Genomic DNA, 25,266 nt, shown 5'->3' with positions numbered 1-25,266 from the left:
TCAGAAGAAACTCATGCCAATAATGATGGTATCTCCAGCCTGCACGGAGGAGTCGGCGGCGACATTTTCCAGCAGCCTACCGCCGCGGGCCTGTCGAATTTGAATATCACGACGGTCGGCGCGGTCGGTGAAACCGCCAGCCAGGGCGATGGCTTTTTCCGCCGTTAATCCCGGCTCCCAGGCATATCCATCCGGTTTTTTCACTTCGCCGAGCAGGTAAACTTTGCGGTATTCGGCAATGCTCACCGTGACCATCGGTGCCTGCAGGTAGTTACCGCGCAGCTTATCGGCGATTTCATTACTCACTTGTTCGGGGGTTTTGCCCTTCAACAACAGCGAACCGATGTAGGGATAATCAATGCTGCCACTGTTATCGATTTTTACCCGCATAGTGAGATCCTGTTCCCCGGAGACGGCAATATTCACTTCATCGCCCTGGTCCAGAAGATAAACCGCGTCCGGCGGCGTTTTGATCGTCTGCGGCGGAGTGGAACAACCCGCCAGCAACAACGCCAACAGCGAAAGCATCGCCAGTTTTCTGTTGAAAAGGATCATATCTGTACCTGCGTCATAAAAATAATGGCCGAATCGTCGTAGCCCAGGGTGCGGTCAACCGCATGCGAGTAGTCCGGGCCAATATAAAATGTGTCCGTGTCTTTATTCGAGTGCATAGTGTTCCATTGCAGCTTCAGCTTAAAGTTAATCGATGGTCGGAAATCGTAGTTAAGCGTCAGTGACAGTAGATTGCTCTGGTCTTTGCGCTTATTGCTCTGATGCTTATAGTCTTCAGTGATATATGAATAATCGACCAGGGTTGAGAATCGATCCACCAGCCAGTGATGCTCATAGCCAACGCCAACATTAGAAACCAGGATATAGCCGCCGGAGTCGGTAGGATCTTTGATGCGCTGGGAACTGTGTAAGTTAAACTTCATCTGCTCCAGCGGTTTCCAGTCGGCGGTGATATCCCAGTTCAGACCGTTGAAACCCTGTGAGTTCGGGTTATGGATAAAGTCTTTGTACAGCCAGGCAACGTTACCATTAATCTCGGTTTTGCCCGACAATCGGTTTTTCATCCCAAACAGCAGATAATACTCATTGCTGTCTTTTAGCGGATTCAGCTCGTAACGGCGCTGGTTGGTGATAAAGCTATAGCGGTAGCGCAGCGTTTTGGCTTTCTGATCGAACAGCTCGGCCACCAGGCTGTTTTCATTCCACTCCTGGTCGTGCATGTAGTAGTCAAAGTCATCGCTGGCGGCTTTAATGCTGTCGAGGTCGCGAAAGCGCAACTGCTTATGCAGCAACGCGACTTCAACTTTACCGCGTCCCTCCGGGGCACCATAGCTGTAGCGTAGCTCGCTGTTGAAAAAACGGGTGCCGATAGGTTTATTAATACCAAACTCTTTAAACTGCTCAGGTAAAAAACCTTCGGTCGTGTCCTGACCGCGTTCTTCGTGACCCAGCGTCTCATCAAGGTCCAGCGAGAGCCCGTGCATGCTGCCGAAGCGCCATTTACCATTGAACATGAAAAAATGATTATTACGATTGTCCGCGCTATCGTTGGCATAGTTGCGATAATCGCCGGAGTACATCAGCAGGTAGCGGTCTTCATAGCGTTCACCGATGGCTTTGACGATCGGTTTAATGTTCTGGTAGCTGGAGCCGATTTTATTCTGGTCATACCGCTGCCAGGTCACGTTGTCGTTGTAACCAATGTCATAACCCAGTTGGCTCTCGAAATCGATGCCGGCAATACCGGTATGCGGTTTCCCCTGCAGGTCAGCATGGACCCAGGGGATATAAAGCAGCACCGTCAGAGCCATCCCTTTAGAACGCATTTTTGCCCACAAAACCACGGAAGAAAGTCAGAAAAATAATTTTTAAATCCAGTAACAGTGACCACGACTGAATATATTGCAGATCAAACTGGATACGTTTTTCCATCTTATCAAGCGTATCCGTTTCGCCGCGAAAACCATTGATTTGCGCCAGCCCGGTGATACCAGGCTTCACCTTATGACGAATCATGTAGTTTTCGACGAGTACGCGATATTGCTCATTATGTGCGACAGCGTGCGGACGTGGGCCGACAATAGACATTCGTCCCTGCAGGACATTAATAAATTGTGGCAATTCATCCAGTGAGGTTTTACGCAAAAAAGCGCCGAATTTGGTGATTCGTGGATCGTTACGCGTGGCTTGCGTGACCACGGCGCTGTTCTCCATCACGCGCATGGTTCGAAATTTCCACACTTGTATCTGTTTACCGTTCAGACCGTAGCGGTTTTGTTTAAACAACACGGGACCAGGCGAGGTGAGTTTAATCCCTATGGCCACAATCAGCATCGCCGGCAGGCTGAGTAAGGTAAAAAAGAGGCCAAGAATGATGTCTTCAATACGTTTGAGTACCGCGCCTTCCCCTTCAAACGGCGAGGTGAAAATACTGATGGTTTGGATGTTGCCAAACATGCGTAACTGGGAAATATGTGCGCTATACGAGAAGAGATCGGGTACCAGAAAGACATCCACCGTGGTATCGGAAAATTCGTTCAGGAACTGGCGAATACGCTGTTGGGCAACCATCGGTAGTGCAATATACACTTCATCTACCTCGCCTTTCTTCGCCAGCGCCAGTAGATCTCTTGAGTTACCCGATTTCTCGATATTGATAAGGCGGCTGTCGCGTTGCACGGTGCGGTCTTCGAAGAAACGAATATCGATACCCTCAGCTGAGAATTCTTTATGCAGTTCCTGAAGGATCGCCAGCCCCGCAGGCGTTATCCCCAGAATGGCGACTCTGCGTTTGCTCTTAAAGAAATAGCGACTGGTTACGACACGGATCAGAAACATACTGATGAAAACGGCAACGGAGCACAGGGCGATCGTTTTGGCTAATGCCAGGTGATGAAGCGAGAGGGGGCGGCTGGCCAGCTGTTCAGCGATGACAATCAACAGAAAAGATAACACCCCCCCCACGCCGGCACTAATAAGCAGTTTAGCGAAAGTGGATAAGTATCTTCCTTTCATTTGCCCCGAATAGAGCTGAAAATACTCATTGGTACGTATAAATATTAATGAATAAATAATCCCAAGTAATATAGACGAAGGGGTGGGGACAAGATCAAGAACGATAAGGTAGACATAGATAAAGATGTTTACAGAGAAAAAATCAAGCAATTTCATTATGTTACTATAGCGGGTGCTATAAATTTTAATTTTGCTATCTGTCATTTTTCGCTCATTTTATCGTCAATTAAATAATGTTTTCTTATCATTCAGTAGAGGGGAAAGGAAAAATTATTTATTAACGTGATTTTGAATAAACTATCTATAACTATAGATGATAGGTTATAAGATGTCGACTTGACAGTTAAAAAATATATAGATTTATCAATGAATAAAATAACCATGAATATTGCGATGTTTTGCGCGATTCATGATACTTAATTCAGCGTTTGAGCGTGCCGGGAAAGTTAGGGGAGAAAGACACGCCTTGGCAGGCCGCAGCCGGATTATAAAATACAGCCGCCTGACTCAGGATGACGACAGCTTGCCGGCCATCGCCTGTTGAATAATCGGGATAGGGGTCAGTAAGTGCTCGCGCATCAATGCGCTGGCCTGCTCGGCATCGCGCGCCAGAATGGCGTCCAGCAGGGTCTGGTGTTGAACATGCTTGTCTTCCAGCATCTCCACCGACAGCACGGTGGTGCGCAGCCAGATGAAGCGGTAGCGCGCCGCCAGATCGAACAGCCTTTCGCGCATCTGCAGCAGATACTGGGAGCCGCAGCCGGCGACGATGGCGGTGTGAAACGCCTGATGGCGCTGGTCCCATTCATCGAGTAAGCGCTCACTGGCGTCACAGGACTCCAGCTTGTTGAGCAGATGGGCGCGGGCCAGCAGCTCGGCTTCCCACTCGTCGCCGCCGCGTTCGATGGCGAGGCGCACCAGCATGGCTTCAATGTTGGCGCGCGCGTCGAAGATATCGAGAAGCTCCTGCTCCGACATGGGCGCCACCCGATAGCCTTTCTGATTAACCACCGTCACCAGCCTTTCCGCCACCAGCTGCGAGAGCGCCTCCCGCAGCGGCCCGACGCCGAGCTCATAGCGCGACGTCAACAGGCTCATCCGCAGCTTCTCATCGGGTTGGTAGACCCCGCGGATGATGTCGTTTTTCAACCAACGGTACCCGTCAATGGCCGTCGCCTGGGGAATGGCGGTCATGTTCTTACTCCTGAATACTCTTCCCGGCAGGCGCCGGGAACAGGGTTAACGCGTATTTTGCAGCGGCAGTTTTTGCCACAATACCAGCTTTTTCCAGCGTGACATAATCGGTACTGTACAAATAATTCCCAATGCTAACAGCCCGGTAGAGATCACCTCCAGCTGCTGCGCCGGACGGAACAGCATCACCACCAGCACGAAGGTGATAAAGGCGATAACCAGCCAGGTCAGGTACGGGTAGAGCCACATCTTAAGACGAATTTCCCCCCCTTTCGCCAGCAGGATTTTGCGCATCCGCAACTGAGAAATGGCGATCACCAGATAAACCAGCAGGGCGATAGCGCCGGAGCTGTCGATGAGGAATTTAAACACCTTGGCGGGGGCGTAGTAGTTCACCACCACGGTTAAGAAGGCTGCGCCGGTGGAGAGCAGCACCGCCACGTACGGGGTTTTACTGCGGTTGGTTCGGCCCATGATGGCCGGCGCATCGCCGCGGCGGCTCAGGGAGTAGAGCATCCGCGAGGCGGTATACAGCGCCGAGTTCAGACAGCTGGTGACCGACAGGAGGATCACGCCGTCCATAATCAGCTTCGCGTAGGGAATATGCAGCAGCTCGAGCACCGAGCGGTAGGAACCGATGCTCTTCAGCCCCGGCATATTCCATGGGATCAGGGCGACCACCACGAAAATGGAGCACAGGTAGAAGATAGAGATGCGCCAGATAACGGAATTGGTGGCACGGACGATGTGTTTATCCGGGGTATCCGATTCGGCGGCGGCAATGGTGACGATCTCCGCGCCCATAAACGAGAACATGGTGATCAGCATCGCGCTGAGTACCGCGCCGAAGCCGTTCGGCATAAAGCCGCCGTGATCCCACAGACGCGAAATCCCACTCACTTCGGCATAGGGGTAGAAGCCCGTGATGGCGATGGCACCCAGCACGATAAAGGCCAGAATGGCGATGACTTTACAGATAGCCAGCCAGAACTCGAATTCACCGTAGTTCTTGACGCTCAGCAGGTTACTGCCGGTGAGGGCGAGAGTGATGACCAGGGAGAACAACCACACCGGGACGCCCGGCACCCACGAATGCAGAATAATCGCCGCGATATTGGCTTCCAGCGGAATAACCAGTACCCAGAACCACCAGTACAACCAGCCGATGGTATACCCCGCCCAGCGGCCGATGGCTTTGTCGGCGTAGGTGGAAAAGGAGCCCGTATCCGGGGTGGCGACGGCCATTTCGGCCAGCATACGCATAATCATCACCACCAGCAGCCCGGCAAACAGATAGGCCAGCAGCACTGCCGGGCCCGCTTCGGCAATGGCGACGCTGGAACCGACAAATAAACTCGCGCCGATCACCCCGGCGATAGATAACATCGTGACGTGGCGCGACTTCAGCCCCGCCCCTAAATCCTGTGATTGCGACAGTTGCCCCATCATTTACCCTCTCGAAGTGTGTCACCTGGGAGAGCGCCCCGACATTCCCGCGCCGGGGCACGCGTATTATTGTTGTTTTGCAGGTCTCGTCTTCATTCCTTTACGAACGTACTTCGCTTCCGCATGTGTTCTGTTCTATACCTGTTTCGCCTCGGTAAAGCAGTCGGCGATGATCTTGAGACCCTGCTCGATCTGCGCCTCTTCGATGGTCAGCGGCACCAGGATGCGCAGCACGTTGTAGTACGGCCCGCAGGAGAGCAGGATCAGGCCTTTGTCGCGGGCGCGGGCAACGATATCCGCCGTCAGCCTGGCGTTGGGTTTGCTGTGGTCGCCCTCTTCAAACAGCTCAATAGCGATCATCGCCCCGAGGCCGCGAACGTCGCCGATCTCCGGATGATCTTCCGCAATCGCCAGCAGGCCCTGGCGCAGGGTGTCGCCGAGCTGGTTGGCTTTTTCCAGCAGGTTCTCCTGCTCGAAAATCTGCAATACCGCCAGGGCGGCGGCGCAGGCGATGGGGTTACCAGCGTAGGTGCCGCCGAGTCCGCCGGGGGCGATGGCATCCATCACCTCCGCCCGTCCGGTGACGCCCGCCAGCGGGAAACCGCCGGCGATGGATTTGGCGAAGGTGGTGATATCTGCTGCCACGCCCATCTGCTCCATGGCGAACAGCGTGCCGGTACGGCCCGCGCCGCTCTGGACCTCATCGGCGATCAGCATAATGCCGTGCTCGTCGCACAGGGCGCGCAGGCGCTGCATAAAGGCCGGGGAGGCGGCATAGAATCCGCCTTCACCCTGCACCGGCTCGATAATGATGGCGGCGATATCTTCCGGCGCGGCGTCATTTTTGAAGATGCGATGGATGCTGGCGAGCGCCTCGTCATCGCTGACGCCGTGCAGCGCGCACGGGTAGAGGGCGCGGTAGACGTGGCCCGGCATTAACCCCATACCGGCGGAGTACGGGTTCACTTTCCCGGTTAGCGACAGGGTGTAATGAGTACGGCCGTGATAGGCGCCGGTGAAGGCGATGGCGCCGCTGCGCCCGGTTGCCGCGCGGGCGATTTTCACCGCGTTCTCCACCGCTTCCGACCCGGTGGTGACCAGCAGGGTTTTCTTGGCAAAATCACCAGGCACCTTCTGGTTCATCTTTTCGCACAGCGCCAGGTAAGGCTCGTAGGCCAGTACCTGAAAGCAGGTATGCGACAGCTTTTTCAACTGGTCTTCGACGGCGGCGACAATCTGCGGGTGCAGATGGCCGGTGTTCAGCACCGCGATACCGCCGGCAAAATCGAGATATTCCCGGCCTTCGACGTCCCATACCCGGCAGTTCTCCGCGCGTTCGGCGAAGATAGGGTGGATCTGGCCGACGCCGCGCGGCACCGCATCGCTGCGACGCGCCATCATTGCTTTATTGCTGTTCATCCATCGCTCCTGTTAAAGGCCAATACACATGTATTTGATTTCTAAATAATCTTCGATGCCGTACTTCGACCCTTCGCGGCCAAGGCCGGAGGCCTTGACGCCGCCGAACGGCGCGACTTCGGTCGAGATAATGCCGGTGTTGATGCCGATGATGCCGTACTCCAGCGCTTCGCCGACGCGGAAGACGCGGCTCAGATCGCGGGCGTAGAAATAGGCGGCGAGGCCGAATTCGGTATCGTTGGCCTGGGCAATGACGTCGGCTTCATCCTTAAAGCGGAACAGCGGCGCCAGTGGGCCGAAGGTCTCCTCTTTCGCCACTTTGGCGCTGTCGGGAACGTTGACCAGGATGGTCGGCTGGAAGAAGTTGCCGCCCAGAGCATGCGGTTTGCCGCCGGTGACTACTTTCGCGCCTTTGGCGATGGCGTCGGCAATATGTTCTTCAACTTTGGCGACGGCTTTCTCGTCGATCAGCGGGCCGGTCGTGACGCCATCCTGCAGGCCATCGCCGATGCGCAGTTTTTCCACCGCCTGCTGCAGTTTTTCAGCGAAACGGTCATACACCCCGTCCTGCACATACAGTCGGTTGGCGCAGACGCAGGTCTGCCCGGCGTTGCGGAACTTCGACGCCAGCGCCCCCTCGACGGCTTTATCGAGGTCGGCGTCGTCAAAGACGATAAACGGCGCGTTGCCGCCGAGTTCCAGGGAGACTTTTTTGATGTCTTTCGCACACTGCTCCATCAGCTGGCGGCCAATTTCGGTCGAGCCGGTAAAGGAGAGCTTGCGCACCAGCGGATTGCTGGTCAGTTCGCCGCCGACCGTGCCGGCGGAGCCGGTGACCACATTGAACACCCCGGCGGGGATCCCGGCGCGATTGGCCAGTTCGGCCAGCGCCAGCGCGGAAAACGGCGTCTGGCTGGCCGGTTTCAGGACCATGGTGCAGCCGGCGGCCAGCGCCGGGCCCGCTTTACGGGTGATCATCGCCGCCGGGAAGTTCCACGGGGTGATGGCGGCGGTAACGCCGATGGGCTGCTTAATCACCAGCAGGCGTTTGTCGGCCTGATGGCCGGGAATGGTATCGCCGTAAATGCGCTTACCTTCTTCGGCGAACCACTCAATAAAGGAGGCGGCGTAGCTGATTTCGCCTTTGGCTTCCGCCAGCGGTTTTCCCTGCTCGAGGGTCATCAGGCGGGCGAGATCGTCCTGGTTCTCCATCATAAGATCGAACCAGCGGCGCAGAATGTTCGCCCGCTCTTTGGCGGTCAGGGCGCGCCAGGCGGGAAGGGCGCGGTTAGCGGCCTCGATCGCTTGTCGGGTTTCGTCGGCGCCCATTTTCGGCACACTGCCGAGCTGCTCGCCGTTGGCCGGGTTGGTCACCGCAATCACATCGCCATTGGGGGCATCGCGCCACTGACCATCGATCAGCGCCTGCTGGCGAAACAGTGTCATATCGTTGAGTTGCATAATCGCTTCCTGTCTTAAGGGGGTTAACGGGTAAAAGCGGCGTGTAGTGTCTCCACGCTACGTGCCGCACGCAGCGTGCGTCCGGGGTTGCTCTGGCTGGCCAGCAGGGTCTGTACCTTGCTGACGATATGCGCGCCGATCGGGATAGCGGAGGTGGCCGCCGGCGATGGCGCATTGCAGGTATGTATCGAACGCGCGGTGGTGACGAAGAGAAAATCGTCGATCAGCTTGCCCTGCGGCGAGACGGCCTGCGCCCGCACGCCGGCCGGCCACGGGCGTAAATCGCTCAGCGTCAGGCTCGGGCAGTATTTTTGCACCAGCCGCAGATAGCCGCTTCTGCACAGCGAATTCTTCATTTCGCCCAGTCCGGCGCGCAGGTTGTTTTGCAGTACCCGGCGAATGCCGGGCGAGGTGAGGATCTCCAGGGTATCGGCCAGCGAGATATCGCGCTTGCGGTAGCCTTCGCGCTTGAGGGCCAGCACCGCATTGGGGCCGACGGTGACGCTGCCGTCGATCATGCGGGTCAGGTGGACGCCGAGAAACGGCATCGCCGGATCGGGGATTGGATAGATCAGATGATTGACGATCTGGTTGTGCTGCGGCGCCAGTTGAAAATATTCGCCGCGGAACGGACAGATGATAAAGCCGGGATCGACGCCGAGCATTTTCACCAGCCGATCGGCCATCAGCCCGGAACAGGCGATCAGCGTCGAGGCCTCATATTCGCCGCCCTGGCGGGTGCGGATCACCACGCCGCTGGCATGTTCTTTCAGGGCGCTGACTTCGGCGTCGTAGACGATCGTTCCGCCTTTCGATTCGAAGATCTTCGCCATTGCCGCCGCCACGTCGCGGTAGCTGACGATGCCGCTGGAAGGGACGAAGATCCCGCCGAGCCCGGTAATGTTCGGTTCCCGCTCGCGTAGCTCCCCGGCGCTTAGCCACTCGCGCTGCAGGCCGTTGGCGGCGGTGCGATCCCACAGGGCGCGCATCCGCTCCATTTCCAGCGGCGAGGTGGCGACCAGCATTTTGCCGCAGACGTCGTAGCGGATGCCGTTCTGCTCGCAAAAGGCTTTGGTGGCGCGGTTGCCGGCGAGGCAAAACTGCGCCTTGAGGCTGCCGGGGGTGTAATACACCCCGGCGTGGATCACGCCGCTGTTGTGGCCAGTCTGATGGCAGGCCGGGCCGGACTCTTTTTCCAGCAGCGCAATGCGCGCGTCCGGGTAAATCTCAATTAACTGCATGGCGGTCGACATGCCGATGATGCCGCCGCCGATAATCACGAAATCATACATCCGCTCAATTCCTTCGCCTGAGAACCCTTATTGATGAGTCTGGTAATGATTCGTGGAATACGCAAAGTAGCCGCGCTGGCGCATCAGTTCGCGGCGCAGGTCCGGGTGCGGCGTAAACCGGTCGCGGCCATGCAGCCAGAACAGGTTGTTAATCAGCAGGAATTTGCCCACCGGCACCGGCACGGAAAGAATGTTTTTACTGGTCTCCAGCGCGTCGGAAAGGCGGCTCAGCCAGGTGCCTTCTTCGAAATCTTTCGGCTGGACGAACTGGTCGATATAGCGCATGACCGGGCGGCCCAGCGAATCGACGTCGAACACCGGGTGGAAAACATCCTTGCTGACGTTTTTGCTCGGCGGCGCGGCCCAGCGCATTGGGCGGCGAGCCAGCGGGTCGCGGAAAAATTCGTCGAGATGCTCCCAGTCGTCGAGATGCAACAGCAGGGAATTGCCGCCCTGCATGTTCTGCTCGTCGATCTTCATCATCAGCACGTAGTCGGTAATTTCTTCGACATAGGTACCGTCATTGTGCAGCTCCATCACCCGGTGCGGCTGGCGCAGGTAGCTGTCTGAGTTATCGACATTTTTCACCACAAAGCGGGCGTAATACTGGCCGCTCATGGCGTCGAAATTGGAACGGCCAATCAGATGCGCGACGGCGGTGGCCAGCTTGATCATCTCCTCGGCCTGGCTGACGTTATCGATGCCTTCGCCGTTGATCAGCAGCGCGCCTTCCGCGCGATCGAGCAATGTTTTGATCAGCAGCGGCTGCAGCTGGTTGCCGCACAGATCGTCGAGGATCTTGCCGACCTGGAAGCGTAAGAAAGATTTGTACTCCAGCGCCTGCACTGGCCACTGCGCGACCTGCTGCAGGAACCGGGAGGTTGTTTCGGCGGAAAAGGTGAGTTCCAGCAGGCGCGGCGACTGGGCGGAAGGGGCGAAGGAAAAGCCAGGGTATTGCTGGGCTAATGATGCGGGTGTCGGTTTTACTGCGGTCAGGGCGTTCATCAGGATCGTTCCTCGCTGTAAGGTCAGGGTGATGTTCATTTCGTAGCCATAAATTAAAAATATCTACATTTTTATAAAATGCGTACGAAATGGCCTTTTTGTTTCTATTTTGTGATCTGACAACAATTATTTAACAATGCAGGAGGGAGATAAGGTGGTGGTTAACGTTGAGGAACAGAGCGGGTGGCGGAAAGCGCAAAATGCGGGGAAGGCTGAGGGTAAATCGTAATACCGGTCACAGTTTTTAATCTGCACAATGTCCTTACCAAATGAGGGTGTTAGTATTCAGCCGGTAAATACCTTTCAATGCTCACTGAGGCTTCGATGCTGGAGAATGTCATTATCAGATAATCAGTTTCCCGACCTGCCCAGGCCGGACTGATTATCGCTGCGCCTAAACCTTACGCACACACCTGCGGGTGTAGGCATGTTTTCGCACATGATAATGAACAGGTTTCAGTATGAATTTATCCCGTCAGGAACAACGTACATTACACGTTCTCGCCAAAGGTGGCCGTATTGCGCACGTCCGCGACACCTCCGGCCGCATTACCGCCGTCGAATGCTACACCCGGGAAGGGCTGTTGCTGAGCGACTGCACCCTCGCGGTCTTCAAAAAGCTCAAAACCAAAAAGCTGATTAAGTCGGTTAATGGTCAACCGTACCGGATCAACACCACCGGTTTGCACAACGTCCGCGCACAGGTGGACAACTGCTGATACAGCGACCCGGGCAGGGTTGCTGCCCGGGTGTAGGGTTCTCAAGGAGAAAACCTCATGATCGATATCCCTCGCATTTTTACCATTAGTGAAAGCGAGCACCGTATCCATAATCCTTTTACCCCGGAAAAGTACGCCACGCTGGGACAGGCGCTGCGAATGGCGCCAGGCACCGCCATTCTCGACCTCGGCAGCGGCTCCGGCGAGATGCTCTGTAGCTGGGCGCGCGATCATCAGATCGTCGGCACCGGTGTGGACATGAGCCTGCTGTTCAGCCAGCAGGCGGCCACTCGGGCAGAGGTGCTCGGGGTAAGCGACCGGGTAACCTTTGTGCATCAGGATGCCAGCGGGTATGTCGCCAGCCAGCCGTGCGATATTGCCGCCTGCGTGGGGGCCACGTGGATCGGCGGCGGGGTGGCCGGCACGCTTGAGCTGCTGAAGCAGAGCCTGCGGCCCGGCGGCATGCTGCTGATCGGCGAGCCATGGTGGCGTAAACGTCCGGCCACGGCGGAAGAGGCGGTTGCCTGCGGCGCGCAGTCGCCTGATGACTTCCTGACGTTGCCGGCGCTGGTCGCCCACTTTGGCGAACTGGGCTATGACGTGGTGGAGATGGTGCTGGCCGACCAGGAGGGCTGGGATCGTTATGAAGCGGCGAAATGGCTGACGATGCGCCGCTGGCTGGAGGCCAATCCGCACGATGACTTCGCGCCGGAGGTTCGCCAGCAGTTGACCACCGCGCCGCTGCACCATGTCACCTGGACCCGGGAATATCTCGGCTGGGGCGTGTTTGTTCTGATGGCGCGTTAACCGGTATGTCGGTAGCGTCGTAAGGCGCTACCGACCACCTTCAGACCTTCAGTTCGTCGTAGCTGACCATGACGTGTTGGCGAAAGGCAGGTCGTTCGGTTAGCCGTGCATAGTAAGCCGCCAGATGGGGGAGGGAATGACGGGTGATGTCGATAGCGAAGTAGCGGTACAGCACATGGCCAAACTGGATGTCGGCCAGGGTGAACGTATTGCCCACCAGATAGCGACTGCCGGCGAGACGCGTCTCGGCAATCGCCAGCTTTTGCTCCAGAGCCGTCACCGCCGCGGCGATGTCCTGCGGATCCCGCTCGGCGGCAGGCGTGCGCACCACGCGCCAGAACACCGGCGCCGTAAAGCCGAGGGCGATATTCTGCTTTGACCACTCGGCCCAGCGATCAATCTCAGTGCGAGCCAGCAGGTCGCCCGGCCAGAAGGCGTCATCGGCGTAGCGACTGGCTAAATAGCGAAGGATCGCACCCGTTTCCCACAGCGGCGGATTATCGCCATCCTGCAGCACTGGCACCGTGCGATTAGGATTGAGCTGATAAAACGCCTCGCTGTCGGTACCGCCATAGCGATGCCCCACATCGAACCGGAGATAGTCCAGCCCAAGCTCGCCAACACACCACATCAGCGCCTGCACGTTAGAGGAGGTTTTTCGGCCCCAGATGGTCAGCATTGAGATCTCCAGAGAACAGGGAAAGAAGGAGCATAGCAGGTTGGGTTGAAAACGTGAGGGGGCGCAAAAGAAATGAGCCACCTCGCCGCGCAGGGGGCGGACGCGCTGGTCAGATGTTCAAACCAGGGGCTTAGCTGAGCCAGCTATTCAGCGCACAGAATAAGAGGAAGAAACAGAGGGCAACAGTTTGCCCTCTGTTTACTTGAGTGGCCTTGTACTAAGGTGTGGCGCTAAAAAACTCGCCAAATTTGACGGCCAGCCAGCCGACAGGCGTCGTGGCGCCGCCGACGATATTGGTGATCTCGGCCATCCCTTCCGGCACCGGAATATGCGAGTTCACCGCCGCCTGAGTGTATTCTTGCGAAATGTCCGTCCCGACATACAGGATGCTGGTCACGATCAGGGTTCCGGTTATGAACATGCGGAACATATTTCGTTTACAGAACGGCGTGACCATTGCCAGCAGGAACATTAATGAAGCCAGATCGACAAAGGGCAGTACGCGGTTGCCGGGCAGAATGATAGACAGCACCACAGCCATAGGGATTAACAGCAGACCGGTCGCCAGTACCGAAGGTTCCCCGATCAATAACGCTGTATCCATCCCGATGTAAAAATCGCGCCCCGGGAATTTAGCCTTCAGTTTTGCTTCAGCGGCATCACGGACAATCAACAATCCTTGCACCAGAATTTCAATCATTTTAGGCAGCAGCAGCATGGCGGCTGAAACCTTAATGGCCAGTGAAACGGCAGCGGAAACGTCATATCCAGCCAGGAAGGCCAACAGCAGTCCCAGCACAAACCCCAGGGTAAGAGGCTCGCCAAAAACGCCGAATTTTTTATTAATACTTTCCGGATCGAAATTGATTTTATTGATAAGCGGGATCTTATCAATGATGTAATTACAGGCAATGCCAAACGGCACGTAAGCTATACAGGTAAGATGTGGGAATGATATCCCTTTTAGATTATAGTTTTTTTGTAAATACGGAGCCGTTAAATCTGCCGCCAATAGCGTCAACACAAAAATAGCGAATGTAATACCGACCGAAAGCCAGTAATTTCCCGTTCCGGCATAGACCACGGACCCCATGATCAGGAAGATCCAGTAGTTAAAAATATCGATATTCACCGTTTTGGTTAATTTCAACAGAAGCATGGCCAGGTTGATGACGATAAAGCCCACCACGACGGGCAGCATCAGCGGTGAACCCCAGCCAATGGTCGATGCGGTAGGCCAACCGGTATCAACGACCGTTAACTGCAGGCCGATACGCTCAACCATCGCCTGCGATGCCGGGCCCAGGTTTGTCAGCAGCAGGCCAATCACCAGCCCCACCCCTTCAAAACCAATGCCTACCAGCATCCCTGCTTTAAATGCCGTACCGATTTTAACGCCAAAGCAAAGCGCGATAATAAAGAATATTACTGGCATCATTACTGATGCCCCCAGACTAATAATGCTGTTGATAATATCCATAATGATTCCTTAAAAGGCGGGCGAATTGGGCACGAGTAAACCCGTGCCCATTGGGCCCTGTTAATACCTTTAATGGTTCTTTTAGTATTTAACTGAGTTTCTTTAAAAGGATCTCAGCGAAGAGTTTGGACGAATTACTGAATGCGTCAATGGTACTCCCGGCAATATGCGGCGTAATGGTCACGTTATTCAGAGTATAGAATTCACTGTCGTCAGGAAGCGGCTCGTCATCAAACGTATCAAGCGCGGCGCCCATGATTTGCCCGGATCTGAGCGCATCAATCATCTCTTTTTCATTGATTAACCCGGAGCGTGCTGTGTTAACAATGATGGCACTGCGCTTCATCAGCGCGAAATGGTGTGCGTTAATCAGATTTTCGGTTTCCGGCGTCAGGCGAGCATGTAACGAGATAACGTCGGCGCGTTGTACCAGTTCGTCCAGAGAATCGACTTTCTCATAACGTTCATGGCCTGCAACGTACTTATCGTAAAAGATAATCTCCGTGCCAAAGCCGCTGAGAAATCCCGCGACCAGTTGGGCAATATGACCGAGGCCAACCAGCCCCACGACTTTTCCGCCAAGCTCCGGGATCGCCTGATGGTTCGGGCTGTCTTTACGCCAGTATTTGTCACGCAGGGCATCGTGTGAACGGGCGATATTGCGCATTTCCGCCAGGATCATGCCGACCGTGAATTCGGCGACGCTGCGAGCGTTACGCCCCGGGGTGTTCATCACCTCAACGCCCCGGGCGTTCGCCACCTGAAGATTCACGTTTTCCACGCCACCGCGGAGCACGCCTACATATTTCAGCTTTGGTAGTTTATCGAACACCGCAGTATTGACGGGGGCAAACTGAGTGATCAGGATGTCAATATCATCCGTTCCCTGAAGCAGTGCTTCCGGTAAGGCCACGGCTTCTGCTCCTTCCTGTTCAACCCGCAAATTATCTTCCTGAAGTTTCTCAATAGAGTCATGTGACCACTCGCGTACTTCTACTTCAATCCCCTTATCCCTGAGTGCTTTCAGTCCTGATTCCATCATTGCTGCATTGATAAACAGATCGGCAATTGCCAGACATTTCATAATGATTCTCCCTAGATTAACGCATCAACATACCGCCGGTAACGTCCAGAGTTGCTCCCGTCATATAGCTGGTCTTAGGAGAAACCATGAAGACACCGATGTCGGCAATTTCTTGAGGCTGGGCCACGCGGCCCACCGGAATACGACTGACGTAATAGTCAGGGTTTTGCTCAATGTTCTTACGGATCATCGCAGTATCCATGATCCCGACGGCGATATTGTTCACATTGATTTTTTGTTTGGCGACTTCCCGCGCCAGTGAGATAGCAAAGGCAACCAGGCCGGCCTTACTTGCCGCGTAGTGCGCATGTCCCGTCGTGGAGCCATGGAACGCAGCCTGCGAGGTAATATTCAGAATGCTGCCCATCTGGTCATGCTGCAGGCAGTGATTTACAAACAGCTGGCTGAGATGGAAGATGGCTTTCAGATTGACATTCATCACCAGATCCCAGTCCTGCGGGCTGATCTCGGTGACGTAGCCGCTCAGCCAGATCCCTGCGTTATTCACCAGAATGTCGGCTTTGCCCAGTCTGTCGATACAGGTGGCAAACAGATTTTCCCGGCTCTGTTCGTCAGAGAGATCGGTTTTAACCGCGATGATCTCTACATTCGCGCTGGCCTTCACCGTTTCGATCAGCCGTTCGGGACACTCTTCCTCACGCATATAGGTAAAGCAGATATTGACGCCTTCTTTGGCGAGAGAAAGAACAAACTCTTTCCCCAGGCCGGTTGCGCCGCCTGTCACGATGGCCGTACGATTCGTTAAATTCAGATCCATTTTTTCCTCACTTAGTGCGCGATGTAGTTGCTGCAGCTTTTCCACGGCGACTGCATTTCTGATAACAGGTTTTTATAAAGCTGGTATTTGGTCTGGTAGACCCGGTGGCTTTCCGGATTAGGGGAGACGGTGCGTGAGACATGGACCATTTCGTTTGAGGCAGCAAATACCTCTGCAAACCAGCCCACCATGACGGCGGCGGTCATCGCGGTACCCAGGGTTCCGTGCTCTTTGACGTCAACGATTTCCAGCGTGGCCTGGAAGATATCGGCGAATATCTGCAGCCAGACCGGGGAGTTCGTGACACCGCCAGCAATACGAATTGTGCGGCTTAGCTTCGGGTTAATATTGCGTAAGCGCTCGGTGTGGTAGAGATGGCTGAAGGCCACGCCCTCATAAATCGCCCGCAGAAAATGGGCTTTTTTATGAAAGCTGTTTACACCGATAAAGCCGGCCGAGGCGTCGGGAATGGTGTTAGAGCCAAACACGAACGGAAAGAACAGCAGGTGGCTTTCATCCGGCGTCGTTGACGAAACCAGCTTATTGCACAGGTCATAGACCGACGATCCTTGTTCGGCGGAGGTTTTCCGATCGCTCTCCATAAAGTTGTTAATAAACCACTCCAGGTTGCTCGCGGAGGTAGGGCTGGCCTCGGTGATGAGCCAGTTACCCTCAATGGGATAAATGGAGGTCATAAACAGATCTTTATCAATAACCGGGTGGTCGGTAACGTATTCGTTTATGCTCCAGGTGCCGGTGACGATCGCCATCTTATCGAGACTGTTAATCCCCGAGGCAATGGAAGAGGCCGAGATATCAAACACCCCGCCAGAAACCGGCGTACCTGCGCATAAACCGGTCAGACGGGCCACGTCGTCAGTGATTTTTCCGCAGTATTCTGTTGAGCGTTTGATGGGGGGCAATTTATCCCGCAGTTCATCAAGTCCCCACCATGCCAGTAGTTCATCGTCATACTTGCAGTCACGTACGTTGATCAGGTTGGTCCCTGAGATATCGGTCAGCTCAAGAAAAGCCTCTCCGGTCAGGTAAAAACGGATCAGGTCCTTGACCATAAAAATATAACGCGCTTTTTGCAGAGTCTCGGGCTCGAAGTCCTTCAGCCATGCCAGCAGGGCGACAGGTTGTCCGGCCCAGATGGACTGCATTGTTTTTGGCAAAATGTCGGTAAGGAATTCTGGCGAGCGTTGCCATCTCTCAACGTACTCTTTTGCCCGGCTATCGGTGGATATAATGCCGTTACGCACCGGGTGACCTTCTTCGTCAACCAGATACAGACCGTTACCATGACCGGTGACGGCCACTCCTTTTATCTGGCTGGCGTCGATACCTGACTGCTCAATCGCCTTTTTAATCACCTCGACATTAGCGGCCCACAGCTCATCGATACTGCGCTCTGTGTGGAATTCCCGGGGTGTCAGCATCTGCGTGGATTTTGCGGCGATGGCGAGCACCTGTCCTTTACGGTCATAGATGGCTGCCTTGGTGACGGTTCCACCATTGTCGATGCCCATGACGTATTCATCTTTCATTCGCGTGGACTCCTTATTGGTTACCATAAACCGGGCTCGCTGGTGGTTATCCCTTTAAATCCGGCATGGAATATTTTATCTACAAGGTATTTGCGCTTAACAAAGCCTCCGGCGATGAATACCACATCAAAGCCTTTCAAATTTCGGCTAATCAACTCCAGACACTGGCAGGCATATTCAGCAGGTAAGATTTCAATTGCGTCCGGTGGACTGTGTTTAACAATATCGAGCGACTGATCAAGCGATCGCGAATCGATAAGTAAAACCCGATATACGGTCAGCAATCCCTCTTTTTTGGCGTAGCGTAGCGCGGAGAGATTGGAAGAAATAACACCATCAACCTTGTAATAATTTTTCAGTAGATTGATCCCCGCCTGATCCGGTTTGAAGCCGCCCAGTAATTCAAGGTGAACGAGAACCTTCTTACCGCTTTGATGGCATTTGCCAATCAGCGACTGCAGATTGCCGATATTCGCTTCGGATAGCAGCACATATTCTGACTGGCAGGATAATGCTTTCTCAAAGTATTTATACTTCCTGATGGAAGGGATGATGGTGTTATTTGAAATCATATTAATTTCCGATGTTATTTAGCCATGTAGAGGCTGTATGCATCTTCCGCTGTTGCGTTTTCATGGATGATGGCATTCAGGCCTGCTACCACTTTCGCCGGCTGCGGATCCTGGGTAATGTTTCGTCCCACAGCCACGCCTTTCGCACCCATCTGCATACAGTGCTGAACAAATTTGAAGTAACCATCGATGCCGGTTTTTGGCCCCCCTAAGGCAAGCACCGGCACGCCAGCAGCTTCAACGATCAGTCGGTCCTCTGGTGAACCGGTAAAACGCGTTTTGATGACGTCCGCACCCAGCTCCACCGCTGCGCGGGCCGATGCAGCGATGATGGCCGGATTGTTAGAGTCATCGCTGGTGACGGGATAACCATACGGGAGCGATTCGACAATCAGCGGTACGTTCCAGCGATCCGCTGCTTGCGCGAGTTGCATCGCCATAATGTGGGTTTTTTCTTCATTGAAGGCGCCGGGGAAGGTCATGCAGACCACGCCCTCGGCAGCGACTTTAAGCGCATCTTCGACGGAAAAAACGGGGGTAGTATCGGGAACGGTATTGTCAAAGATACTCACCGTGCTGTCGACGCGTAACACAACGGGAACGCTGTTCAGTGCTTCCCGATAATTCTTCAACATGCCGTACGTGACAAGCGCGCAATCCAGGCCGTGTTCCACCAGAGCAGGGAGCTGATTTATCGTATTATCAATACCATTTGTTTTCGTGGAAAAATAGTAGCCATCCAGCGCTAAGGTCACGGATTTACCGTCTTTTGCGAATATTCTTGAGAGACGACGTTCTTTAGACATTTATTTACTCCTGAGATAAAAAACAAAAAAAAGCCCTCAGAGACTCGCGTCTCTGAGGGCTTTCTGTTCACATACCCTTTTGATAATGGTTCAGGGATCCAAAGCATTATCAATGCAATTTTTTAGCAAGGTGAGAAAGGTTTAACTTTTTTAAATTAAATCTGTTCTCTTGCGTGATTAAATAACTAACACACGCGATAACTTATTGTCCAGTTGGTATCGTTGAAATGAGAGATTCATCACATCAATATGTTGTATTCCATGAGAAGTGCTGGGTTAAATACAGAAACAGAACCTTTAAAAACCAGGCAATAACGCATCCGGACAAGGGGGAGAACGCCAGGCGTTTATTTCATCCGAATGAAGAACGCATCCATGCATGCTCCAGCCTGCAGGTCGTCATCCACAAACGCGCATTTATTCCTGTCCGGATGGCGTACGAAAACGCTATAGCAATGTTGTCGGCATGGCGGTCTGTCCCCGGGATGGTTTCTTCCTGCCGCCCGGGCAAATTACTCGTCCGCTTTGTGCGCCCAGGCAGGCATCGCCGTCAGGTAACGTTTTGCCCGTTTCCGTGATTCCGCTACGCCCACCTTTTGCCAGGAGTCGAGAAAAGCCGCCAGACCGGATACGGCTTCTTCCCAGGATTTCAGATTACCGTCGCTGTCGCTGCAATACGCGCAATATTTATCGCTGGCCCCTTGCGCATCAGGTGCGGACATCGGCATTCCGCAGGCCTGGCAAAACCTTTCGTGCTGTGTCATAGATCACCCCTCCTGTCGTTTGGTTGTCTACTAAACATACAGAATTTACGCATGGCGTTTAGCGTTTCAGATCAATAGATCCTGCCGTAACCGTTGTTGTGGATCTTCTGCCAGGGAGTGCAGGAGGGATAACGGGCAACTTACTCCGTATCACGACGCTATCGCCTCCCTTATTTCTTATTGATGCAACGGTTGGTCACAGGCCGCGAGTATGGATTCATGCATCGCTTCGGAAAGTGTCGGATGCGCAAAGATCATCGACAGGAGACTTTCATCGGTGGCCTCCAGGTGACGGGCGATGCCAAATCCCTGGATCTGTTCCGTGACCTGTGCGCCAACCATATGCGCGCCCAGCAACTCGCCGGTTTCAGCATCAAAAATGGTCTTCACAAAACCCTCTGTCTCGCCGCTGGCCAGCGCCTTACCATTGCTCTGATAAGAGAACTTACCGATCCTGACGGGCCGTCCTCTAGCCACGGCCGTCGATTCCGTCAGGCCCAGACTGGCAACCTGAGGCCGGGAATAAGTGCAACCGGGCACATAGTCGCGATCAAGCGGATGGGTGCCTTCGACACCAGCCAGCGTCTCAATGCAGATCACGCCTTCGTGGCTGGCCTTGTGCGCCAGACACGGCGGGCCGGCTACATCGCCGATGGCATAAAGCCCAAATACGTTAGTGCGACAAGCCGCATCCGTCTTGATAAAACCGCGGTCTAACTCGACGCCCAGTGCTTCCAGCCCCAGATCTTCAATATTCGGCTGTACGCCAACCGCCAGCAGCACACGTTCGACTTCAAGGAAAGATTCGGCGCTCGTATTTTTCATTGTACAGCGCACCCCGGTATCGGTGAGCTGGACTTGCGTCACCTGGGTCTGGGTATGGACCTGAATCCCGCGCTTTTCGAATGACTTACGCACCGCCGCTGACACTTCGGCATCCTCCACTGGCAAAATCTGCGACGCTAGCTCGACCAGCGTCACTTTACAGCCCAGATCGTTATAAAGGCTGGCGAACTCGACGCCAATCGCGCCTGAACCGATGATTAATAGCGACCTGGGCAATCGCTTAGGCTGTAGTGCCTCGAAATAGGTCCAGATATGTTCGCCATCTGGCTCTATGCCTGGTAATGCGCGTGGTCGGGCGCCCGTGGCCAGGATCACGTGATCGGCCCGGTAATCGTGCGCTTCCCCCCGGGCATCCGCTACCGTTATTTGTCCCTTACCGCGCAGCCGCGCGGTACCATCAATCACCCTCACGCCATTTTTCTTCAACAGATATTCAACCCCGCCGGTGAGCTGTTGCGAAACGGCACGGCTAAACTGCACCAGTTTCTGCAGATCGACATTCACCTCACCCACGCTGATGCCCAGCTGACTGGCATGGGTGATACTGTGCGCGACCTCAGCGCCATGCAACAGCGCCTTGGTTGGAATGCATCCCCAGTTCAGGCAGATGCCGCCCAGATGTTGTTTTTCCACTAAGGCGGTACGAAGTCCTAGCTGGCCGGCCCGGATGGCGGCAACATACCCCCCAGGACCCCCGCCGATGATCAGCACATCGTAATTATCGTGCATAGCTCGTCTCCTGGATAAACATCAGGGTTGGGGTTTCAGTCAGTCGCTTGAGTTCCCGGAGAAAAGCTGCACCTGCCGCCCCATCAATGACCCGGTGATCGCAGGATAGCGATACCGTCAGTTGGTGGCGCGCGACGATTTGCCCGTCGCGTACTACCGCCCGCATCTCGCCGGTGCCAATGGCGAGGATTGCGCTTTGCGGTGGATTGATGATGGCGTCAAACTGCCGTACACCGAGCATACCCAGGTTTGACACGCTAAAGGTTCCCCCCTGGAACTCTTCCGGCTTCAGCGTGCCCGCTTTGGCTTTGGTCACCAGGGCGTGAATTTCGGCCGATATGTCGCGGATCGATTTCCGGTTCGCCGAGCGAACAATAGGGGTAATTAGCCCGTCAGGCAGCGCAACAGCCACTGAAATGTCGGCATCCGCAAAGCGGCGGATACTTTGTGTCGCTTCATCAAACTGGATGTTGACGTCTGGCACGGCCACCAGCGCCAGGGCACAAGCCTTCACCAGCAGGTCGTTAACCGAAATCTTGACGCCGGGTACTTCGCGGTTAATTTCCTGACGAAACGCTAACAGTCGTTCCAGATCGAGATCGACACTCAAACGGAAATGGGGAGACTGTTGCTTGGACGTTTGCAGACGAGAAGCGATAGCCCGCCGCATACCGGACATGGGGATGCTCTCAAAGGGCGCCGGGGCACTCTCCTGTACAGGGCTGGTCTGCGGGTGCCCGTCGAGCAACAACGCCGCAGCCAGCACATCATCGCGACTCACCCGACCACGTGAACCACTGCTTCGGCAGTCATGCAAGTTGATACCCAGTTTGCCGGCCAGACGGCGGGCCAGCGGGGTGGCCGATACCTGGCTATCATCGGCATGCGAGCGGGGCGCTTTGCTGCGACGAACGGGGGGCGTCGGAGAGGCCAGGCGACCGCCGGCGGCAACGATCGCGCTTTCCAGATCAGAAACAGAGATACGATCCCCGCGTCCGCTGCCGCGGACCTTTTTCAGGTCGACACCCCAGCGGGCGGACAGTCGTAACGCATGGGGCGTGGCATTAACCTGAGTCACATCGGTCACGCCTTGCAGACTGACGGGGATGACCGTCTGCCCAATAGGGGGTTCCGGGCTGTTGGATGGCGGCGAAACAACGGAAGGTGGCTTAGCGCCTGCCTGTGCCGCTACGTCCGGCGCGGCAGCCTCCGGGCCAGGGGCTGCGGGTTTCACCGTCGCCAGACTGGCAGCAAATTCGTCCAGTTCAGCATCGCTGACCGAAGCGTCAGCCGCCAGAGCCAGCACGGCGCCAACCTGAAGCGTCTCACCCTCTCGGGCGATTATCCGGCGTAATGTACCGGCAAAAGGTGCCTCCAGCACATTGACGATTTTACTGGTTTCAATCTCACAGATTTCCTGCCCTCTGGTGAAATCGTCACCCTCCTGGATTGCCCATCGAGCGAGCAAGCCTTCCTCCATGGAAAGCCCCCACTTTGGCATTTCAAGCGTCTTGATTTCGCTCATAGGTTAATCCTCCAGCACTTGACGGACGGCGGCTTCGATACGTTCAACGCCAGGGATCCAGAGTTTTTCGAGAGCAGGGGAGAACGGGACCGGCGTGTGTGGCGGTGTCACCAGCAGAACGGGCGCTTTGAGAAAATGGAATGCCTGGGACGCAATCAGCGCCGCGACATCATGAGCAAAACCGAAGCGTGCAGCGGATTCGTCGACAATCACTACCCGCCCTGTGGAAGCCACCGATTCCAGAATACCTTCCTCATCCAGCGGCGAAATGGTTCGCGGGTCGACCACCTCGACCGAGATCCCCTCTCTGGCCAGTTTGTCCGCCACCTGGTTTGCTTTATGTACCATTGCCGACAACGCAATGATGGTGACGTCCTCTCCTTCGCGAGTGTAGTTGGCTACACCTAGCGGGATGGTATAGATCTCGTCCGGTACCTCGCCCTTGAGGTCGTACAGCATTTTATGCTCGCAGAATACCACCGGGTCGTCGTCGCGAATGGACTGGATTAACAGACCCTTGACGTCATAAGGCGTCGAGGGCACCACCACCTTCAGTCCAGGCGTGGTGGCAAAGATATTATAGGGTGACTGTGAATGCTGGGCCGCGGCGGAAAACCCCGCGCCTATCATCCCTCGCATCACCAGCGGAGCTCTGGCTTTACCACCAAACATGTAGCGGAACTTAGCCGCCTGGTTGTACAGTGCATCGTGACTCACACCAAAAAAATCCATGAACATCAGTTCCGCGACCGGCCGCAGACCCGTTGCTGCGGCGCCGGCCGCCATACCGATGATGGCCGACTCGGTAATGGGCGTGTCGATAACCCGATCGGAGCCGAACTGCGTCCACAGCCCTTTAGTGACACCCAGCACACCGCCAAAGGCTTCAATCTTCGCCTCTTCGGGCGCATTTCCGCCATGACCGCCACGCAAGTCTTCACCGATGAGCACCACGCGTTCATCGCGTTCCATTTCCTGAGCCAGGGCTTCCTTGACCGCTTCACGATAGGTTTTTATTGTCATGGTTATCACCCTCAGTATGAGACGTACACGTCTGTCAGCAGGTCTTCCGGAGCCGGGTAGGCAGCGGCGCGGGCCTTCAATACGGCATCGTTGACCAGGGCTTCTACTTCCTCGTCAATCGCCGCCAGTTCTTCCTGGGTGATATGCTGCTTGACCTTAGCGGTGAAAATCTTCAGCGGATCATGTTGTTCACGCAGGCGTTGCACTTCACCTTCCGCGCGGTATAGCGCGGGATCGCCCTCAAAATGACCATGCCAGCGGAAGGCTTTGGCCTCAATGACGCTTGGGCCACCGCCTTCTCGCGCACGCTTGACCGCCTCTGAGGTTGCCTCATAAACGGCAAAGAAATCGGTGCCATCGACGGTCACTGCCGGCAGGCCGAAGCCAGCGGCGCGCCGGGCGATATCACGCCCACCCACGGCGTAGTCATGGCCGGTCCCTTCGCCGTAACCGTTGTTCTCGAAAATAAAGACGGCTGGAAGCTGGAGCACGACGGCCATATTGATGGCTTCAAAGACCAGGCCCTGATTAGAACCACCATCGCCCGTAAAAGAGACACCGACGTTGCCGGTTTTTAGCGTCTTTGCTGTTAGCGCGGCGCCGATGGCCAGTGGAGGGGCTCCCCCAACGATAGCGTTCGCCCCCAGCATTCCTTTCGACAGATCGGCAATGTGCATCGATCCACCCTTACCGCGACATAACCCACTGTCCTTACCGAATATTTCGGCCATCATGCCGTGAATGTCACAACCTTTAGCAATACAGTGGCCATGTCCACGGTGTGTTGAACCAATGAAATCTGCGCTCGTTAAATTTTCGCAGACCCCCACCGCGATGGCCTCTTCACCGGTGTAAAGGTGAATGAAGCCCGGAATATCACCGCTGGTATTTTCCTGATGTAACCGCTCTTCAAAGGTCCTGATCTCCCGCATCTTGCGGTAAGCCTGCAATAACGCCTGTTTGCTGAGCATCGTTTAATTCTCCTCAATAAAGGTCACCCAGGCGGGGCCAACAGACAAGGCGGATAACCCTGGCCACACCCATGCAATGAATCTACGAG

General features: G+C 55.1%; 23 protein-coding genes. 2 read left to right on the top strand and 21 right to left on the bottom strand.

The genetic code is table 11. From position 1 onward, the window contains the following. The 9 genes from CWM57_RS11675 to glaH form a co-directional block, all read right to left on the bottom strand. The gene (locus CWM57_RS11675; RefSeq protein ID WP_162677961.1) at positions 1-555 is read right to left on the bottom strand and encodes a polysaccharide biosynthesis/export family protein; all 555 of its coding nucleotides are present in this window, start codon (positions 553-555) and stop codon (positions 1-3) included. Continuing rightward, positions 552-1,838: an outer membrane beta-barrel protein gene (locus tag CWM57_RS11670; protein ID WP_100676227.1), complete on the bottom strand. Its 1,287-nt coding sequence runs from the start codon at positions 1,836-1,838 to the stop codon at positions 552-554. Before CWM57_RS11670 ends, CWM57_RS11675 begins: the two co-directional genes overlap by 4 nt. Continuing rightward, positions 1,828-3,231 (bottom strand): undecaprenyl-phosphate glucose phosphotransferase, encoded by a 1,404-nt coding sequence (locus CWM57_RS11665; RefSeq protein WP_100676226.1) that lies wholly within the window; start codon positions 3,229-3,231, stop codon positions 1,828-1,830. The genes CWM57_RS11670 and CWM57_RS11665 overlap by 11 nt, the downstream gene beginning before the upstream one ends. A 303-nt stretch (positions 3,232-3,534) precedes the next feature. Beyond that, positions 3,535-4,221, bottom strand: a complete 687-nt coding sequence (csiR, locus tag CWM57_RS11660) for a DNA-binding transcriptional regulator CsiR (RefSeq protein ID WP_100676225.1) — start codon at positions 4,219-4,221, stop codon at positions 3,535-3,537. A 45-nt stretch (positions 4,222-4,266) separates the two neighbouring features. After that, entirely contained in the window at positions 4,267-5,667 is a 1,401-nt protein-coding gene (gene gabP / locus CWM57_RS11655; protein ID WP_100676224.1) for a GABA permease, read from the bottom strand. A 135-nt stretch (positions 5,668-5,802) separates the two neighbouring features. Then, entirely contained in the window at positions 5,803-7,086 is a 1,284-nt protein-coding gene (gabT, locus tag CWM57_RS11650; RefSeq protein ID WP_100676223.1) for a 4-aminobutyrate--2-oxoglutarate transaminase, read from the bottom strand. 12 nt (positions 7,087-7,098) lie between these two features. Next, a complete protein-coding gene (gene gabD / locus CWM57_RS11645) occupies positions 7,099-8,547 on the bottom strand; it encodes an NADP-dependent succinate-semialdehyde dehydrogenase (protein WP_100676222.1) in 1,449 nt (482 codons plus the stop codon). 23 nt (positions 8,548-8,570) lie between these two features. Next, complete coding sequence (lhgO, locus tag CWM57_RS11640) at positions 8,571-9,839, bottom strand: L-2-hydroxyglutarate oxidase (RefSeq protein WP_100676221.1); 1,269 nt, start codon at positions 9,837-9,839, stop codon at positions 8,571-8,573. A 27-nt stretch (positions 9,840-9,866) separates the two neighbouring features. After that, complete coding sequence (gene glaH, locus CWM57_RS11635; protein WP_100676242.1) at positions 9,867-10,844, bottom strand: glutarate dioxygenase GlaH; 978 nt, start codon at positions 10,842-10,844, stop codon at positions 9,867-9,869. A 461-nt stretch (positions 10,845-11,305) separates the two neighbouring features. Here glaH and CWM57_RS11630 point away from each other — a divergent pair, with 461 nt between their 5' ends. Together CWM57_RS11630 and CWM57_RS11625 are read left to right on the top strand one after the other, a co-directional pair. Then, positions 11,306-11,563, top strand: coding sequence for a YjhX family toxin (locus CWM57_RS11630; protein WP_061155654.1), 258 nt, complete (start codon positions 11,306-11,308; stop codon positions 11,561-11,563). Between the two features lie 57 nt (positions 11,564-11,620). Further along, positions 11,621-12,370, top strand: a complete 750-nt coding sequence (locus CWM57_RS11625; protein ID WP_165784184.1) for an SAM-dependent methyltransferase — start codon at positions 11,621-11,623, stop codon at positions 12,368-12,370. A gap of 40 nt (positions 12,371-12,410) precedes the next feature. Here the strand turns inward: CWM57_RS11625 and CWM57_RS11620 are convergent, their stop codons facing one another. The 12 genes from CWM57_RS11620 to CWM57_RS11560 form a co-directional block, all read right to left on the bottom strand. Continuing rightward, complete coding sequence (locus tag CWM57_RS11620; protein WP_100631389.1) at positions 12,411-13,049, bottom strand: glutathione S-transferase family protein; 639 nt, start codon at positions 13,047-13,049, stop codon at positions 12,411-12,413. 217 nt (positions 13,050-13,266) lie between these two features. Next, entirely contained in the window at positions 13,267-14,529 is a 1,263-nt protein-coding gene (locus CWM57_RS11615) for a PTS galactitol transporter subunit IIC (protein WP_100631390.1), read from the bottom strand. An 88-nt stretch (positions 14,530-14,617) separates the two neighbouring features. Continuing rightward, positions 14,618-15,613, bottom strand: a complete 996-nt coding sequence (locus CWM57_RS11610) for a 2-hydroxyacid dehydrogenase (RefSeq protein WP_100631391.1) — start codon at positions 15,611-15,613, stop codon at positions 14,618-14,620. Positions 15,614-15,629: 16 nt separating this feature from the next. After that, complete coding sequence (locus tag CWM57_RS11605) at positions 15,630-16,391, bottom strand: SDR family NAD(P)-dependent oxidoreductase (protein ID WP_012542779.1); 762 nt, start codon at positions 16,389-16,391, stop codon at positions 15,630-15,632. An 11-nt stretch (positions 16,392-16,402) separates the two neighbouring features. Further along, complete coding sequence (locus CWM57_RS11600) at positions 16,403-17,941, bottom strand: FGGY-family carbohydrate kinase (protein WP_100631392.1); 1,539 nt, start codon at positions 17,939-17,941, stop codon at positions 16,403-16,405. A gap of 20 nt (positions 17,942-17,961) precedes the next feature. Beyond that, positions 17,962-18,513 (bottom strand): glycerol-3-phosphate responsive antiterminator, encoded by a 552-nt coding sequence (locus CWM57_RS11595; protein ID WP_002889866.1) that lies wholly within the window; start codon positions 18,511-18,513, stop codon positions 17,962-17,964. A 14-nt stretch (positions 18,514-18,527) separates the two neighbouring features. Further along, entirely contained in the window at positions 18,528-19,319 is a 792-nt protein-coding gene (locus CWM57_RS11590; RefSeq protein WP_002889868.1) for a class I fructose-bisphosphate aldolase, read from the bottom strand. Between the two features lie 512 nt (positions 19,320-19,831). Continuing rightward, positions 19,832-20,083 (bottom strand): zinc ribbon domain-containing protein, encoded by a 252-nt coding sequence (locus CWM57_RS11580; protein WP_023288528.1) that lies wholly within the window; start codon positions 20,081-20,083, stop codon positions 19,832-19,834. A gap of 177 nt (positions 20,084-20,260) precedes the next feature. Then, the gene (gene lpdA / locus CWM57_RS11575; RefSeq protein ID WP_100676220.1) at positions 20,261-21,658 is read right to left on the bottom strand and encodes a dihydrolipoyl dehydrogenase; all 1,398 of its coding nucleotides are present in this window, start codon (positions 21,656-21,658) and stop codon (positions 20,261-20,263) included. Further along, entirely contained in the window at positions 21,648-23,183 is a 1,536-nt protein-coding gene (locus CWM57_RS11570; protein WP_074386787.1) for a 2-oxo acid dehydrogenase subunit E2, read from the bottom strand. Before CWM57_RS11570 ends, lpdA begins: the two co-directional genes overlap by 11 nt. A gap of 3 nt (positions 23,184-23,186) precedes the next feature. Continuing rightward, entirely contained in the window at positions 23,187-24,206 is a 1,020-nt protein-coding gene (locus CWM57_RS11565; RefSeq protein WP_002889881.1) for an alpha-ketoacid dehydrogenase subunit beta, read from the bottom strand. 11 nt (positions 24,207-24,217) lie between these two features. Beyond that, positions 24,218-25,177 carry a thiamine pyrophosphate-dependent dehydrogenase E1 component subunit alpha gene (locus CWM57_RS11560; protein ID WP_002889884.1) on the bottom strand — a complete coding sequence of 320 codons (960 nt, stop codon included), beginning with the start codon at positions 25,175-25,177 and terminating at the stop codon, positions 24,218-24,220. Positions 25,178-25,266: the final 89 nt, after the last annotated feature.

Origin of the sequence: Klebsiella sp. G-Nf4, assembly GCF_002810615.1 — a bacterium.
GTDB classification, from domain to species: domain Bacteria; phylum Pseudomonadota; class Gammaproteobacteria; order Enterobacterales; family Enterobacteriaceae; genus Klebsiella; species Klebsiella variicola.
This window is presented reverse-complemented; position numbering and strand designations above follow the sequence as displayed.

Bases quoted from the DNA above. Each gene is read 5' to 3' on its own strand.
- CWM57_RS11675 (WP_162677961.1), bottom strand. From the start codon at position 555: ATGATCCTTTTCAACAGAAAACTGGCGATGCTTTCGCTGTTGGCGTTG.
- CWM57_RS11670 (WP_100676227.1), bottom strand. From the start codon at position 1,838: ATGCGTTCTAAAGGGATGGCTCTGACGGTGCTGCTTTATATCCCCTGG.
- CWM57_RS11665 (WP_100676226.1), bottom strand. From the start codon at position 3,231: ATGACAGATAGCAAAATTAAAATTTATAGCACCCGCTATAGTAACATA.
- csiR (WP_100676225.1), bottom strand. From the start codon at position 4,221: ATGACCGCCATTCCCCAGGCGACGGCCATTGACGGGTACCGTTGGTTG.
- gabP (WP_100676224.1), bottom strand. From the start codon at position 5,667: ATGGGGCAACTGTCGCAATCACAGGATTTAGGGGCGGGGCTGAAGTCG.
- gabT (WP_100676223.1), bottom strand. From the start codon at position 7,086: ATGAACAGCAATAAAGCAATGATGGCGCGTCGCAGCGATGCGGTGCCG.
- gabD (WP_100676222.1), bottom strand. From the start codon at position 8,547: ATGCAACTCAACGATATGACACTGTTTCGCCAGCAGGCGCTGATCGAT.
- lhgO (WP_100676221.1), bottom strand. From the start codon at position 9,839: ATGTATGATTTCGTGATTATCGGCGGCGGCATCATCGGCATGTCGACC.
- glaH (WP_100676242.1), bottom strand. From the start codon at position 10,844: ATGAACGCCCTGACCGCAGTAAAACCGACACCCGCATCATTAGCCCAG.
- CWM57_RS11630 (WP_061155654.1), top strand. From the start codon at position 11,306: ATGAATTTATCCCGTCAGGAACAACGTACATTACACGTTCTCGCCAAA.
- CWM57_RS11625 (WP_165784184.1), top strand. From the start codon at position 11,621: ATGATCGATATCCCTCGCATTTTTACCATTAGTGAAAGCGAGCACCGT.
- CWM57_RS11620 (WP_100631389.1), bottom strand. From the start codon at position 13,049: ATGCTGACCATCTGGGGCCGAAAAACCTCCTCTAACGTGCAGGCGCTG.
- CWM57_RS11615 (WP_100631390.1), bottom strand. From the start codon at position 14,529: ATGGATATTATCAACAGCATTATTAGTCTGGGGGCATCAGTAATGATG.
- CWM57_RS11610 (WP_100631391.1), bottom strand. From the start codon at position 15,613: ATGAAATGTCTGGCAATTGCCGATCTGTTTATCAATGCAGCAATGATG.
- CWM57_RS11605 (WP_012542779.1), bottom strand. From the start codon at position 16,391: ATGGATCTGAATTTAACGAATCGTACGGCCATCGTGACAGGCGGCGCA.
- CWM57_RS11600 (WP_100631392.1), bottom strand. From the start codon at position 17,941: ATGAAAGATGAATACGTCATGGGCATCGACAATGGTGGAACCGTCACC.
- CWM57_RS11595 (WP_002889866.1), bottom strand. From the start codon at position 18,513: ATGATTTCAAATAACACCATCATCCCTTCCATCAGGAAGTATAAATAC.
- CWM57_RS11590 (WP_002889868.1), bottom strand. From the start codon at position 19,319: ATGTCTAAAGAACGTCGTCTCTCAAGAATATTCGCAAAAGACGGTAAA.
- CWM57_RS11580 (WP_023288528.1), bottom strand. From the start codon at position 20,083: ATGACACAGCACGAAAGGTTTTGCCAGGCCTGCGGAATGCCGATGTCC.
- lpdA (WP_100676220.1), bottom strand. From the start codon at position 21,658: ATGCACGATAATTACGATGTGCTGATCATCGGCGGGGGTCCTGGGGGG.
- CWM57_RS11570 (WP_074386787.1), bottom strand. From the start codon at position 23,183: ATGAGCGAAATCAAGACGCTTGAAATGCCAAAGTGGGGGCTTTCCATG.
- CWM57_RS11565 (WP_002889881.1), bottom strand. From the start codon at position 24,206: ATGACAATAAAAACCTATCGTGAAGCGGTCAAGGAAGCCCTGGCTCAG.
- CWM57_RS11560 (WP_002889884.1), bottom strand. From the start codon at position 25,177: ATGCTCAGCAAACAGGCGTTATTGCAGGCTTACCGCAAGATGCGGGAG.